This window comes from Nitratireductor thuwali, from assembly GCF_036621415.1.
In the GTDB taxonomy this organism is placed as follows: Bacteria; Pseudomonadota; Alphaproteobacteria; order Rhizobiales; family Rhizobiaceae; genus Chelativorans; species Chelativorans thuwali.
Genome location: NZ_CP030941.1, coordinates 2299126 through 2312219, shown reverse-complemented (window position 1 = coordinate 2312219; position 13094 = coordinate 2299126). Strand labels below are relative to the sequence as shown.

General features: G+C 64.1%; 15 protein-coding genes. 13 read left to right on the top strand and 2 right to left on the bottom strand.

The window, feature by feature from the left end:
* Positions 1-21: 21 nt before the first annotated feature.
* The 7 genes from tsaB (at position 22) to NTH_RS11185 (ending at position 6151) form a co-directional block, all read left to right on the top strand.
* On the top strand, positions 22-690 hold the full coding sequence (gene tsaB, locus NTH_RS11215) for a tRNA (adenosine(37)-N6)-threonylcarbamoyltransferase complex dimerization subunit type 1 TsaB (protein WP_338530091.1): 669 nt from the start codon (positions 22-24) through the stop codon (positions 688-690).
* A complete protein-coding gene (locus NTH_RS11210) occupies positions 690-1196 on the top strand; it encodes a GNAT family N-acetyltransferase (RefSeq protein ID WP_338530090.1) in 507 nt (168 codons plus the stop codon). The genes tsaB and NTH_RS11210 overlap by 1 nt, the downstream gene beginning before the upstream one ends.
* Positions 1197-1991: a lysophospholipid acyltransferase family protein gene (locus tag NTH_RS11205; protein ID WP_338530089.1), complete on the top strand. Its 795-nt coding sequence runs from the start codon at positions 1197-1199 to the stop codon at positions 1989-1991.
* Positions 1992-2071: 80 nt separating this feature from the next.
* The gene (gene miaB, locus NTH_RS11200; protein WP_338531880.1) at positions 2072-3550 is read left to right on the top strand and encodes a tRNA (N6-isopentenyl adenosine(37)-C2)-methylthiotransferase MiaB; all 1479 of its coding nucleotides are present in this window, start codon (positions 2072-2074) and stop codon (positions 3548-3550) included.
* A gap of 44 nt (positions 3551-3594) precedes the next feature.
* Positions 3595-4590, top strand: coding sequence for a PhoH family protein (locus NTH_RS11195; protein WP_338531879.1), 996 nt, complete (start codon positions 3595-3597; stop codon positions 4588-4590).
* Positions 4583-5068 carry an rRNA maturation RNase YbeY gene (ybeY, locus tag NTH_RS11190; RefSeq protein WP_338530088.1) on the top strand — a complete coding sequence of 162 codons (486 nt, stop codon included), beginning with the start codon at positions 4583-4585 and terminating at the stop codon, positions 5066-5068. Before NTH_RS11195 ends, ybeY begins: the two co-directional genes overlap by 8 nt.
* Before the next feature lie 27 nt (positions 5069-5095).
* Complete coding sequence (locus NTH_RS11185; protein WP_422392385.1) at positions 5096-6151, top strand: hemolysin family protein; 1056 nt, start codon at positions 5096-5098, stop codon at positions 6149-6151.
* A 154-nt stretch (positions 6152-6305) separates the two neighbouring features.
* Here NTH_RS11185 and NTH_RS11180 read toward each other — a convergent pair whose 3' ends face one another.
* Positions 6306-6716 carry a GNAT family N-acetyltransferase gene (locus NTH_RS11180; protein WP_338531877.1) on the bottom strand — a complete coding sequence of 137 codons (411 nt, stop codon included), beginning with the start codon at positions 6714-6716 and terminating at the stop codon, positions 6306-6308.
* A 291-nt stretch (positions 6717-7007) separates the two neighbouring features.
* On the opposite strand from NTH_RS11180, the gene NTH_RS11175 reads away from it, so the two are divergent.
* The 5 genes from NTH_RS11175 to trmB all read left to right on the top strand — a co-directional run bounded on the left by NTH_RS11175 (position 7008) and on the right by trmB (position 11886).
* Positions 7008-7160 (top strand): hypothetical protein, encoded by a 153-nt coding sequence (locus NTH_RS11175; RefSeq protein ID WP_338530087.1) that lies wholly within the window; start codon positions 7008-7010, stop codon positions 7158-7160.
* 445 nt (positions 7161-7605) lie between these two features.
* Positions 7606-9150 (top strand): apolipoprotein N-acyltransferase, encoded by a 1545-nt coding sequence (lnt, locus tag NTH_RS11170; RefSeq protein ID WP_338530086.1) that lies wholly within the window; start codon positions 7606-7608, stop codon positions 9148-9150.
* A 118-nt stretch (positions 9151-9268) separates the two neighbouring features.
* Positions 9269-9694 (top strand): helix-turn-helix domain-containing protein, encoded by a 426-nt coding sequence (locus NTH_RS11165; RefSeq protein ID WP_338530085.1) that lies wholly within the window; start codon positions 9269-9271, stop codon positions 9692-9694.
* 184 nt (positions 9695-9878) lie between these two features.
* Entirely contained in the window at positions 9879-11159 is a 1281-nt protein-coding gene (gene metK / locus NTH_RS11160) for a methionine adenosyltransferase (RefSeq protein ID WP_338530084.1), read from the top strand.
* A gap of 28 nt (positions 11160-11187) precedes the next feature.
* A complete protein-coding gene (trmB, locus tag NTH_RS11155; protein ID WP_338530083.1) occupies positions 11188-11886 on the top strand; it encodes a tRNA (guanine(46)-N(7))-methyltransferase TrmB in 699 nt (232 codons plus the stop codon).
* Positions 11887-11973: 87 nt separating this feature from the next.
* Here trmB and NTH_RS11150 read toward each other — a convergent pair whose 3' ends face one another.
* Positions 11974-12138, bottom strand: coding sequence for a hypothetical protein (locus NTH_RS11150; protein WP_338530082.1), 165 nt, complete (start codon positions 12136-12138; stop codon positions 11974-11976).
* A 297-nt stretch (positions 12139-12435) separates the two neighbouring features.
* Between NTH_RS11150 and rimP the strand changes: the two genes are divergently transcribed.
* Positions 12436-13041 carry a ribosome maturation factor RimP gene (gene rimP / locus NTH_RS11145; RefSeq protein ID WP_338531876.1) on the top strand — a complete coding sequence of 202 codons (606 nt, stop codon included), beginning with the start codon at positions 12436-12438 and terminating at the stop codon, positions 13039-13041.
* Positions 13042-13094 lie beyond the last annotated feature (53 nt).

The following is a 13094-nucleotide window of genomic DNA, read 5'->3' as shown; positions in this document are numbered from 1 at the left end:
GCAAGCCTGAGTGCGTTGTTCATGATCATCCTCGCCATCGACACCGCCGCCTCGCAATGCGCCGCCTGCGTTTATGACTCGGACAAGCAGGCGGAACTCGGCCGCGCGGTGCTGGACCTTGGCAAGGGACACGCCGAACATGTCATGCCGGTCATCGACGCGGCGCTGCATGATGCAGGGCTGGGCTTCGCGTCGCTGGCGGCGGTGGCGGTGAATGTGGGGCCGGGCTCGTTTACCGGCGTGCGGGTCGGCGTTTCGGCGGCGCGCGGGCTGGCGCTGGCGCTCGGAATTCCGGCCATTGGAGCGAATGCGCTCGAAGCGCTCGCGGCGCAGGCGCGCGAGGCGCATCCCGGCCGCGACGTCGTGGTCGTCACCGGTAACCGAGGCGAGAGCCTTGCCTACGCGCGCTACGACGCGGCGGGCGGGCCTGTGGAAGGTCCGCTGCTGGGAACCGCAACGGAGATCACGGCATGGCTGACGGGCGATCCCGTTCTTGCAGGCGATGCGGCCGACAAGGTTGCCGGTTCGGCCGCCATCGATGCCGGCCTGGCTGCGGCCACCGCCGACATCGTATTCTATGCGCGGCTTGCGGCGCAGAACGCGGGTGGTCCGAAACCCGTTCCGCTCTACCTGCGCGGGCCGGATGCGAAGCCGCAGACGGCCTTTGCCCTGCCTTTGAAGGACGCATGATGGCGCTGTCTATCGGGCGCTTCCGGCGCCGCACCTTCATCATACGACCGCTCGAACGCGACGATTGCGACGCCCTGGCCGCGCTGCATGAGGAGAGCTTTGCGCGGCCATGGTCCGACGACGAATTCGCCGCGCTGATAGCCCAGGAAACCGTGTTCGGCTTCGCCGCCGTCGAGGAAGGCAGGGCGCGCGCGAAGCCGCAGGGCTTCGTGCTGGCGCGGCTGGCGGCGGGAGAAGCCGAAATCCTGACCATCGCCGTGTCGCGGGCGCTGCGCCGCCGTGGACTGGGATACGATCTCATGGACGCGGTGCTGCGCCATCTGCACGCCGAACGGGCGGAAGCGCTGTTTCTGGAAGTGGACGAGACAAATATCGGGGCAATCGCCCTTTACCGGCGGCTCGGGTTTCAGCAGGTCGGCTCCCGCCCCGACTACTATCGCGATGAGGCCGCGCGGCGAACCAGTGCCCTGATCATGCGGCGCGGGATGCACGAGCGGCAGGCATAGATGCATCGCTCGATCCGTCTTTACGGGGCGCTCCTGCTCGTGGCCGTCTACACGCTGCCGCTGATGGGGGCGCAATGGCTGGCGCTGCGGATCGGCTGGCCCAACGAACGCATCGCGCCGCGCCTGTGGCACCGGCTGACACTGCGGGTGCTCGGCATAAGAGTGCGGCAGCAGGGAAAGCTGGCCCGCAACGGGCCGCTCATGATCGTCGCCAACCATGTTTCCTGGACCGACATATTGGTGCTCGGCTCGCTTTCCGGCGTGCATTTCATCGCCAAATCCGAGATGCGGTCCTGGCCGGTGCTGGGAACGTTTGCCCGGCTTCAGCGCTCGGTGTTCGTCGAGCGGGAAAAACGCGGCGCCTCGCCTGAGCAGGCGCGCGAAATCGCTGCACGGCTGGCCGAAGGCGATCCCATGGTGTTGTTTGCCGAGGGAACGACGGGCGACGGAAACCGGGTCCTGCCCTTCAAGAGCACGCTTTTCGGCGCGGCGCAGCTTGCGCTTTCCGCGCTCGATGACGACCATGTGCGTGTGCAGCCGGTGGCCATAGCCTATACGCGCAAGAGGGGCCTGCCGCTCGACCGCCGCGAGCGCGGTCGCATCGCCTGGATCGGCGACATGGACCTGTTCCCGCATCTGCGGGAAATCCTCCAGAGCGGGGCGCTCGACGTGGAGGTGCGCTTCGGCGAGCCCATCGCCTTTGCGGCGGAGGACAGCCGCAAGGAGATAGCGCAAAGGACCGAAGAGGCGGTGCGCCACCTTCTCATCACGGCGCTGCGCGGGCGGGAATCTTGATGTGTATGCCGCCAAGGGCAAAAAACCGCCTGTTTTTTGACACGTAAAAACGTTAGGAAACCGGCATGGAACACAACATGATGCCAATTGGGCCATCCACCGGACCCCTTGCCGACCCGGTCGAGACGCGGGAAGCCCATCCGGCCGCCACGAAGAAGGTCTTCGTGAAGACCTATGGCTGCCAGATGAATGTCTACGATTCCCAGCGCATGGCCGATGCGCTTGCCGCAGACGGCTACGGCCCGACGGAAACGATGGAGGACGCCGACCTCGTCCTTCTCAATACGTGCCATATCCGCGAGAAGGCAGCGGAGAAGGTCTATTCCGAGCTTGGCCGCATAAGGCAGCTCAAGGAAGAGCGGGCCCTGCAGGGGCTGGAGACAGTGGTCGGCGTTGCCGGCTGCGTTGCCCAGGCGGAAGGACGCGAGATCCTGCGCAGGGCGCCGGTGGTCGATCTCGTCATCGGTCCGCAGACCTATCATCGCCTGCCGCAGGTCGTCGGCAGGGTCAGGGGCGGCGAGAAGATCGTTGAAACCGAATATGCGCTCGAAGACAAGTTCGAGCACCTGCCCCAGCCGCAGCGCAAGGAAGTGCGCAAGCGCGGCGTGACGGCATTCCTGACGGTGCAGGAGGGCTGCGACAAGTTCTGCACCTTCTGCGTGGTGCCCTATACGCGCGGCGCGGAAGTCTCGCGGCCAGTGGCGCAGATCGTGGCGGAGGCCGAGCGGCTGGCCGAGGGCGGCGTGCGCGAGGTCACGCTTCTGGGCCAGAACGTGAATGCCTGGCATGGGGACGGCGGAGACGGCCGCGAATGGGGGCTGGGCGAACTGCTGTTTCGTCTGGCCGAAATACCGGGTCTCGACCGGCTGCGCTATACGACCAGCCATCCCCGCGACATGGATGACGCGCTGATCGCGGCGCATCGCGACCTCGACAAGCTGATGCCCTACCTGCACCTGCCGGTCCAGTCGGGCTCCGACCGCATCCTCAAGGCGATGAACCGCAAGCACACCCATGACGACTATCTGCGGCTGATCGAGCGCATCCGCACCGCGCGGCCCGATATCGCCATGTCGGGCGACTTCATCGTCGGCTTTCCCGGCGAGACGGACGCCGATTTCGAGGAAACGATGCGCATCGTGCGCGAGGTGGGCTATGCCCAGGCCTTCTCGTTCAAATATTCGCCGCGGCCCGGCACGCCAGGCGCCGATATGGACGACCATGTCGAGGAGGCGGTGAAGGATGAAAGGCTGCAGAGGCTGCAGGCCCTGCTCGGCGAGCAGCAGCGCGCCTTCACGCAAAGCCTGGTCGGGCGAACCATCGATCTGCTGATCGAAAAGCCTGGACGTCATCCAGGCCAGCTCGTCGGCCGCTCACCTTGGCTGCAGCCGGTGATTGTTGATGAAAGCGCCGGTGAAATCGGCGACATTGTCACGGTACGAATCAGCAGCGCGGGAACCAACAGCCTGTTTGCCGGTTCGACCGATAGCCCAAACGGGGCCGTCGAAGCAAAACGGGCTCCGGCTCAGATGGGAGCCCAGATGGGGGTAAGCGTTTGACCGCCAGCAGCGAGCTGAAGAATACGCCTTCCGGGGCGTCGGACATGGCGCATATCGTACTGACTTTCGACGACAACAAGTTTGCAGGCGCGCTTTACGGACCCTTTGACGAGAACCTGGCCCGGATCGAGCAGAAGCTGGGCGTCGATATTCACTCCAAGGGCAACCAGATCGCCATCAAGGGCGAACCGGTGGCGGCCGAGCAGGCGCGCCGGACGCTGGATTATCTCTATGCGCTCGTGCAGGGCGGAACCGAGTTGAACACGGCGGAGGTCGACGGTGCGGTGCGCCTTTCGCTGGCAGCCGAGGACCAGCTGAGCCTGCCGACGCTGGAAAGCCGGGGCAAACTGGCGGCGGCGCAGATATCCACCCGCAAGCGCACCGTCTATGCACGCTCGGCCAATCAGGATGCCTATATGCGCGCGCTCGAGCGCTCGGAGCTGGTTTTCGGCATCGGACCGGCCGGCACCGGCAAGACGTTCCTGGCCGTCGCCTATGCGGCAATGCTGTTGGAGCGCGGCATGGTCGACCGCATCGTGCTGTCGCGACCGGCCGTGGAAGCAGGCGAACGCCTCGGCTTCCTGCCCGGCGACATGCGCGAGAAGGTCGATCCCTATTTGCGACCGCTTTACGACGCGCTTTACGACATGATTCCGGCTGACAAGGTAGAGCGGGCGCTTGCCGCCGACGTCATCGAAGTGGCGCCGCTGGCCTTTATGCGCGGTCGGACGCTGGGCAACGCCGTCGTGATCCTCGACGAGGCGCAGAACACGACGCCCATGCAGATGAAGATGTTCCTCACCCGGCTTGGTGAGAACGGCCGCATGATCGTTACCGGCGATCCGAGCCAGATCGATCTGCCGCCCAACACCAAATCCGGGCTGATCGAGGCGCTGCGCATATTGAAGGACGTGCCGGGCATCGTCACGGTCAGGTTCAACGAGAAGGATGTGGTGCGCCATCCTCTGGTGGCGGCAATCGTGGAGGCTTACGACCGCTCGTCGGGCACGCCGGCGCCGCGGCCGGAAGAAGATGGCTGAGGCAAGCGCAAGCAGGCCGGAAATTTCCGTCGAATGCGTCGTCGAAGCCGATGGCTGGCCACCGGAGGAGAGCTTGCGCGCCCTCGCCCACGGCGCCATCGAAGCAGCCGCGCGGACAGCCGGCGCGGCCCGGCCTTTGGATCTGACGATCATGTTTACCGACGACGAAAGCATCCGCGACCTCAACGCCCGCTTTCGCGGCAAGGACAAGGCAACCAACGTGCTGTCGTTTCCCGCAGCCGCCCTGCCGACCGGCGAAGACAGCTATGTCGGCGACATCGCAATCGCCCGGCAGACCGTCGAGCGCGAGGCGGAAGCGGAGGGAAAGCGCTTCGATCATCATTTGACCCATTTGATCATTCACGGTTTTCTTCACCTTATGGGCTATGATCACGAGACCCCGGGAGAGGCCGAGGAAATGGAAACTTTGGAACGACGGGTGCTTGAGGGACTTGCGATCGGCGATCCGTATGCATAATTATGTGCTTTGAACGATCGAAAGACGATGACTGAAACGACAATGACAGCCGTCGGCGATTCGCCCCCCAGCGACGCCGGCTCGCCCTCCGAGGGCGAAGAGGGGTCTAGTAGACCCCGAGAACACAGCCAACACCGCACGCCTCTATTGCAACGCGTCGTCTCCTATCTGGGGATGCGCAACGGCAACTCGCTGCGCGACGACCTGGCGGATGCGCTAGACGAGCATCGGCATGGAACGGCCCCCTTCTCACCCGGCGAGCGCGCCATGCTGAAGAACATTCTTCGCCTGCGCGAATTGCGCGTGGAGGACGTCATGGTGCCGCGCGCCGACATCGAGGCGGTGGACCTGAACACGACGCTGGGCGATCTCCTGACCACATTCGAGCGCTGCGCCCACTCGCGCATGCCCGTGTACGGCGAGACGCTGGACGATCCACGCGGTATGGTGCACATCCGCGACGTGGTTGGCCATCTCATCCGCTCCTCCCGGCAGAAGAAGGGCCGCCGCAACGGGAAGACCACCGCCCAGACGCCGCCTCTTGATCTCGGCAGCGTCGACCTCACCAAAACCATCGGCGAACTCAGCATCATGCGGCCGCTGCTTTTCGTGCCGCCATCCATGCTGGCCTCCGACCTTATGGCGAAGATGCAGGCCGGCCGCATCCAGATGGCGCTCGTCATCGACGAATATGGCGGCACTGACGGCCTGGTATCGCTGGAAGACATCGTCGAGATGGTGGTCGGCGACATCGAGGACGAACACGACGAAGACGAGCCGCTGATCGAACAGAAGGGCGACGGCGTGTTCATCGTCGACGCCAAGGCGGAGATCGAGGACGTGGCAGAGGCCATCGGCGCCGGATTCGACGCGGGCGAACATGCCGAGGAGGTCGACACGATCGGAGGCATGATCTTCAACGCGCTGGGCCGGGTGCCGGCGCGGGGCGAGGTTGTCCAGGCTATACCCGGTTTCGAATTCCACGTTATCGATGCCGATCCGCGGCGCATCAAGCGCGTGCGCATTGTGCAGGGCCGCATGACCGACCGCAGACGGCGGGCGGCCAAGCCTGCCGAAAGCTGATCCGCTGCCCAGGCACCGTCTCCATCCGGGCCGCGCCAGATGCCCTATCTCCTTGCTGGAGCACGATCTTTTCCGAAACCGGGATTCAGCTTTCGGGATCATGCCCTATCGGGCATGAAGGAGGCACGGCGCGTAACGCGATCGACGGGGCCGGTCATACGGTCCGTTCCCAGCGATAGAGGACATCGGGTTCGCGCTCCTCGTTGTCGCGACCGTCAGTCTCCTTGACCGCAACAAAGCCACGCTTCTCATAGAAGCGGACAGCGGCGACGTTTTCCTTGAAGGTCCAGAGTTTCAGGCTTGGGAACGCGGCTTTCGCTCGCTGCAGCAGGGCGTCGCCGGCTCCTCGACCTTGATGCTCCGGGAGCACGTATAGCTGATCGATCCAGCCTTCACGGAAGGCGATGATGCCGATCGTCTCGCCATCGACAGCACCCCAGACCTGGCACTCCGCAAAGACGTGCCGTCTGAAATAGGCGCGGTCGTCCTCCGGCGTGTGAAGCCCTGCGAGCCAAGGAAGGCGCGCGTCGAAGGCTGCCCGATGAATGATGGCGGCGCTGTCCATCTCCTCCAAAGCAAGTCGCCTCAGGATCAAGGGCATGGCACATCCCCTTATGCCGGCACAAGGTCGCGCAGATGCGCGAGGGCCGAACATTTCCAACAGTCGGCCGTAGCCGATGCTTTATCGGCGTTTCCTGAAGGCGAGCCAAGTCCAGCGAACGCCCATCAACTGGTTTCCCGGCTGAATGGAGCCAGCTTCAGACCGACGCAGCAGAACGAAGCCCGCCTTTGTCGCCGATTCGACGGTTTCCCTTGGTGACGCGGGGAAGACGCGCCGGCCAAGCGCTCCCGGGCCATGGCGAAGAGACATGACCAGCAGGCCGCCAGCCGCTACGATCCGCCCGAGACGCGGCATGGCGATTTGTCGCGCCTCGCCGTCGATGTGCTGCCAGACGCCGCACAAGGTCACCAGGTCGAACGGGCCGAGGATCTGCGTTTTGCCAGGTGAGGAAGCCTATCGTCCAGCCACTCGATTCCGTCGCGCGCATGCAGCGCCATTCCCGGCTCGCGAAGCTCTTTGACGGGCTCGACGGCGAGCACGCCATGTCCCTGCCGAGCGAACCAGGCAGCATCGCGGCCAGTCCCCGCTCCTATGTCGGCGACACGAACAGGCGCTGCAGGAAAGAGATCAAGAACCGGCGCATAGAGCTGCCTGGGGTCAAACCCGTCGTACCGCGCGATCAGGAAAGGCGTCGCTGCGGCCGCGTACCCTTCAAGTATGTCATCCATCCTGGGCACCCGATTTACCGGAACCCTGTTATCCTGCCTTGCCGCAGGTCTGCAATGCCCATCGACCGAAAGTCGGTCTTTCCCGCTGGCTCGTCCGCCTCGGTTTGAGGCTGCATGCCGAACTGCTAGATTCCGGTCTTTGATTCGGGGGCGAAGGCCAGATCATGGAAAGTCTCGCGGGCTGGGTGATCTTGCTGTGGGGCTGGCCACGCAGGCTTTGCGCACTTGCCGCCGGAGGGGTGGCTGCACTGGCGCTCGCGCCCGTCGATTTTCTTGCCGCAGGCTTCATTGCCTTCTGCCTTCTGGTGTGGCTGCTGGACGGGGCGGTGGGCCGGGGAGGCGTGATCGGCCGCGCCTTTCCCTTCTTCTCCACCGGCTGGTGGTTCGGATTTGGCTACTTCCTCGCCGGCATGTGGTGGCTGGGCGTGCCGCTGCTTTCCGAGGGGGGAGAGCACGCATGGGCCCTGCCCGTCGTGACCATCGGATTGCCTGCATTGCTGGCGGTCACATATGGGACCGCGGCGCTCTTCGCCCGCCCTTTCTGGGATGACGGGCTTGGCCGCGTCGCAGGCCTTGCCTTCGGGTTCGGTTTCGCCGAGTGGCTGCGGGCCCTGGTCTTATCGGGTTTTGCCTGGAACACGATAGGCTACACGGCAATGCCTTCGCCCCTGTTCATGCAGTTGCTTCCCCTAGCGGGACCGGCCGGCATGAGCGCCATTGCCGTGTTCGTATTCGCGGCGCCGGCGCTTCTTGGCGGGCGAAAGCATGTGCGCAGCGGCCTGGCCGTGGCCATGATCCTTGCCGTCGCCACGGTGGGCTATGGCTTCTTCCGCCTGTCGGACGCCACCGAAGCGGAGCGCCACATCCCCATCCGCATCGTGCAGACGAGCGGCCCGGCGGCGCGCGGCGATGCTGCTGCGGACCTCGTCATGTTTTCGCGGGCACCGCCGATGCGGGACGGGCTATCGCCCCGGTTCGTCATCTGGCCTGAACGGGCGCTGCCCTTCACACCGTCGGAACGGGCCGACGTGCTGGATGCGCTTGCCGAGGCGCTTGGGCCGGACCAGACATTGATCGCGGGCACCCTGCGCACCGAATCGGGAACGGGGAATACGGATCGTCGGGTCTACAATGCCGCCGTCAAGGTCAACGGTGCTGGCGAAATCGCCGATGCCGCCGATCAAACGCGGATGGTTCCCTTTGCCGACTACATACCTCTTGCGGACCACCTTCGGCAGCTGGGCTTCGAACAGCTCGGCTTGGACTATGCGCTGGGCTCTTCGCGGCGGCTTTTTGCCACAGAGGGCGGTCTTGCGGCACTTCCACTCCTGGGCGGCGAGACCGTGATCCCGTTTGCAGCGCGGGAGCAGAAGGGCGAGGCCGATTTCATCGTGGCGCTGGCAAGCGACGGCGCATATTCGGGCACGTCGCAGCCCTACCAGCACCTGCGGCAAGCCCAATTCCGCGCTGCCGAAGCCTGTTTGAGCATGGCGCGGGCAAGTGCGGGAGGAATTTCAGCCGTGATCGATGCTCATGGACGCGTCCTCGACGGCCTCGCCGACAACGCCAACGGTATGCTCGACGTTCGATTACCTGTCATACGTGCAGAATGCACGAATTTCGCTGTTTTTGGGGTGGAAGGGCTTTCTTTTATCGCTGTTTTTGCCATTTTGGCGCTGCTAATAAGAATGCGGGGGCGCTCAGTTTGACATTGTGCTTTCCAGCTACACATAGTGGATAAGCCGACTATTCGCGCGCTGGTTTTGGATAGCTAGAACCGGGGCGGCTGATGGTCGGACGACAAGCCGGTAGTTCGGCGAGGGATAAATGAATAAGAACAACAAAAAGAAGCCTAATCCGATTGATATACATGTTGGGAGCAGAATCAGGCTTCGCCGTAACATGCTCGGTGTCAGTCAGGAAAAGCTCGGCGACAGCCTGGGCATCACATTCCAGCAGATCCAGAAGTACGAGAAAGGCACCAACAGGGTGGGCGCCAGCCGTCTCCAGGCCATCGCCTCGATCCTGAACGCGCCTGTATCTTTCTTCTTCGAAGGCGCGCCGGGCGAAGACGGACTGCCGGCTCCCGGCCTGCAGGAGGATGGGACGGCTTATGTGGCCGATTTCCTCAACAGCTCCGAGGGAATCCAGCTCAACCGCGCATTCGTGAAGATCAGCGACCCGAAGGTGCGGCGCAAGATACTGGACCTGGTCAAGGCACTCGCCGCGGATGCGGCAGCAACGCCCGAGTAGGAGCGCACCGGCAACGCCGAGCTGCCGGGTTGCCGCCGCGCTTCGAACGTGAAGGCTGCGATGTGCCATGCGTTTGGCACCCTGCCGGCATGCCATAATTCTTGACCTGATTATCTGCCATTGGGTAACAAGGTGCCGCCAGTGGCCGGCGTCGTGCCGGCGTTTTTTCTCAGAGGGGTTACCCGTGGCGCGCCAGAACTATCTCTTCACAAGTGAATCCGTCTCCGAAGGGCATCCGGACAAGGTATGCGATCGGATATCCGATGAAATCGTGGACCTGGTCTACCGCGAAGCCAAGAAGGAGGGAATGGACCTCTGGAAAGTGCGCGTCGCGTGCGAGACGCTGGCAACCACCAACCGGGTAATCATAGCCGGCGAGGTGCGCGTTCCGCAGAGCCTTCTGAAGAAGGACAAGGACGGCAACACCGTCCTCGACCAGAGCGGCAACCCGGCCGTCAATCCGTCCAAATTCCGCTCCGCCGCGCGGCGCGCCATCAAGGCTATCGGCTACGAGCAGGACGGCTTCCACTGGAAGACCGTCAAGATCGACGTGCTGCTGCACGGCCAGTCTTCCGATATCGGCCAGGGCGTCGACAGCGCCGCCGACCGGCAAGGCGAGGAAGGCGCAGGCGATCAAGGCATCATGTTCGGCTATGCCTGCCGCGAAACGCCCGACCTGATGCCGGCACCCATCTATTACGCTCACCGCATCCTCCAGCTTCTTGCCGACGCCCGCAAATCGGGGATCGGCGACGCAGCCAAGCTCGGCCCCGACGCCAAGAGCCAGGTGACCGTGCGGTATGCCGACGGCAAGCCGAAGGAAGCCACCCAGATCGTGCTTTCCACCCAGCACCTCGATCCGAGTTGGGACAACAAGAAGGTGCGCCAGGTCGTCGAGCCCTATATCCGCGAAGCGCTTTCCAGCGGCGGGCTTGCCATTGCCGACGATTGCAGCTGGTACATCAACCCGACGGGGAAATTCGTCATCGGCGGTCCGGACGGGGACGCGGGCCTGACCGGCCGCAAGATCATCGTCGACACCTATGGCGGCGCGGCGGCCCATGGCGGCGGCGCCTTCTCCGGCAAGGACACGACCAAGGTCGACCGGTCGGCGGCTTATGCGGCGCGCTATCTGGCCAAGAACGTCGTGGCAGCAGGGCTGGCCGACCGCTGCACGATCCAGCTTTCCTATGCGATCGGCGTCGCCCAGCCGCTTTCGGTCTATGTCGACCTGCACGGCACGGGCCGGATAAGCGAGGAAGAGATAGAGATCGCCATTCGGCAGGTGATGGATCTTTCGCCTTCCGGCATCCGCCGTCACCTGGACCTCAACAAGCCGATCTACGCCAGGACGGCAGCCTATGGCCATTTCGGGCGCAAGCCGGGCGCGCGTGACGGCTCGTTCTCGTGGGAGCGGACCGACCTTGCCAAGGCGCTCCAGCAGGCTCTCGCCAAGGCGGCTTGAAGGATAAAGCCGGATAGCGTCAAGAACCATGACAGCCGACCATCCCGAGCGGGCGAGCGAGGCCTTCTTCGGTCGCCGCCGTGGAAAGCGGCTGCGGCCGCAGCAACTGGCCGCGCTCGAAAAAGCGCTCGAAACGCTTCGCCTGGATCTTGGCGCGCCGGCGCCAAGCGACCTGGCGTCGCTGTTTCCCGCCGATATTGACAGTGTGCGGCTGGAAATCGGCTTCGGCGGCGGAGAACATTTTCTGCACGAGGCAGACAGGCACGAACGGACCGGCTTCATCGGCGTCGAGCCCTTCGTCAACGGCATGGCGAAGCTGGCTGCGCAACTCGGCGGGCGGGAGCCGGCCAATATCCGTCTTTACGACGACGATGCCACGCGCCTCCTGGATTGGCTGCCGGCGGGATCGATCGACGGGATCGACCTTCTATATCCGGACCCCTGGCCGAAGAAAAAGCACTGGAAACGACGGTTCGTCAGCCCGGCCAATCTCGACCGGTTTGCCCGTGTCATGCGGTCCGGCGCGCGCTTCCGCTTCGCCTCCGACATCGATACCTATGTCAACTGGACGCTTCAGCACTGCAGGGCGCATGCCGACTTCGAATGGCAGGCGCAGAGTGCAGAAGATTGGCGCACGCCCTATGAGGGATGGCCCGGCACACGTTATGAGGCGAAGGCGCTGCGCGAAGGGCGTACGCCCGCCTATCTCACCTTCATCCGCCGGTAGAAATTCCAGGCAAACGCTTGCCCGGGGACATCGGATCGGACGCCCGGAAGGTCCCGCCGTTCGGCGAAACCAACCGGGAAGGCAGTCTCAGTAGCGGCGGATCCGGGAGAACTGCTCCGGATCGATGCCGAGCCGCTGCAGATCGGCCGCGCGCGCGGGCTGCCGGTTGCGCACGGCGGCGGACACCGCCATTGCGCTGCCCATGAAGTCGAAGAATTCGCCGACACCGGTCACGAACTTGCGGGTTTTCATGAGGACTCTCCATATGTTGCGTTGCAGCATAGGTAAGCTTTCGCCTGCGTGGCGGGAAGCGCTGTTTCGACAGGGGAACCATGCGCTGTGTGCATTGCAGCATCGGCTCGACCCTCTCCGGCGCCAAAAATGTGCCGTCGCGGCCACGGTGCTTGAATAATCGGTCCCGCTCGGCTATATGCACATCAAATTCTTGGTCTTAGTGGCGAAGAGTGGGTCCGGCCGGTCCCGCTCTTTTTTGTTAGCCGCAGGGCCTTTGGACAAACGAGCGACTGAGGCCCGATGCAGGACAACATGATGCAAGACGACCGCATTATCCGCGAAAGCGGCGTCGATGCACGAGTCGCGGCCATCGTGCGACCCGTCGTCGAAGCTGCGGGATACCGTCTCGTGCGGGTGCGGCTGCTTGCTCAGGACGATTTGACGCTGCAGATCATGGCCGAGCGGCCGGACGGCAGCATGACCGTCGAGGACTGCGAGGAAGTGAGCCGCGCCGTTTCGCCGGCGCTCGATGTGGAAGACCCCATCGACAGCGCCTATCAGCTGGAAGTATCCTCACCGGGCATTGACCGTCCCCTCGTGCGGCTGAGCGACTTCGAGGCGGCAATCGGCCACCTGATCAAGCTGGAGACCGCCGTCCTTGTGGACGGGCGCAAACGGTTCCGAGGCGAGGTTGTCGCCTGCGACGCGGAAAAGCTGACGATCGATCGCGACAAGGTGGGCGAAGGCGAGGAAGCGCGCGCGGTGATCCCGCTCGATGCCATAGCCGAGGCAAAGCTGGTCCTGACCGACGCGCTCATCCGTGAAGCGCTTAAGAAGGACAAGGTAGAGCGCCGCCAGCGCAAGAAGGCGCGGCGGAAGGGCGATGAATCCGACGACGGCGATATCGAAGCCGACGATTAATTTTCTTGCCGGCAGGGGCCGAGTTGCCCGCCCGCATGCTTAGGGAGACCGAA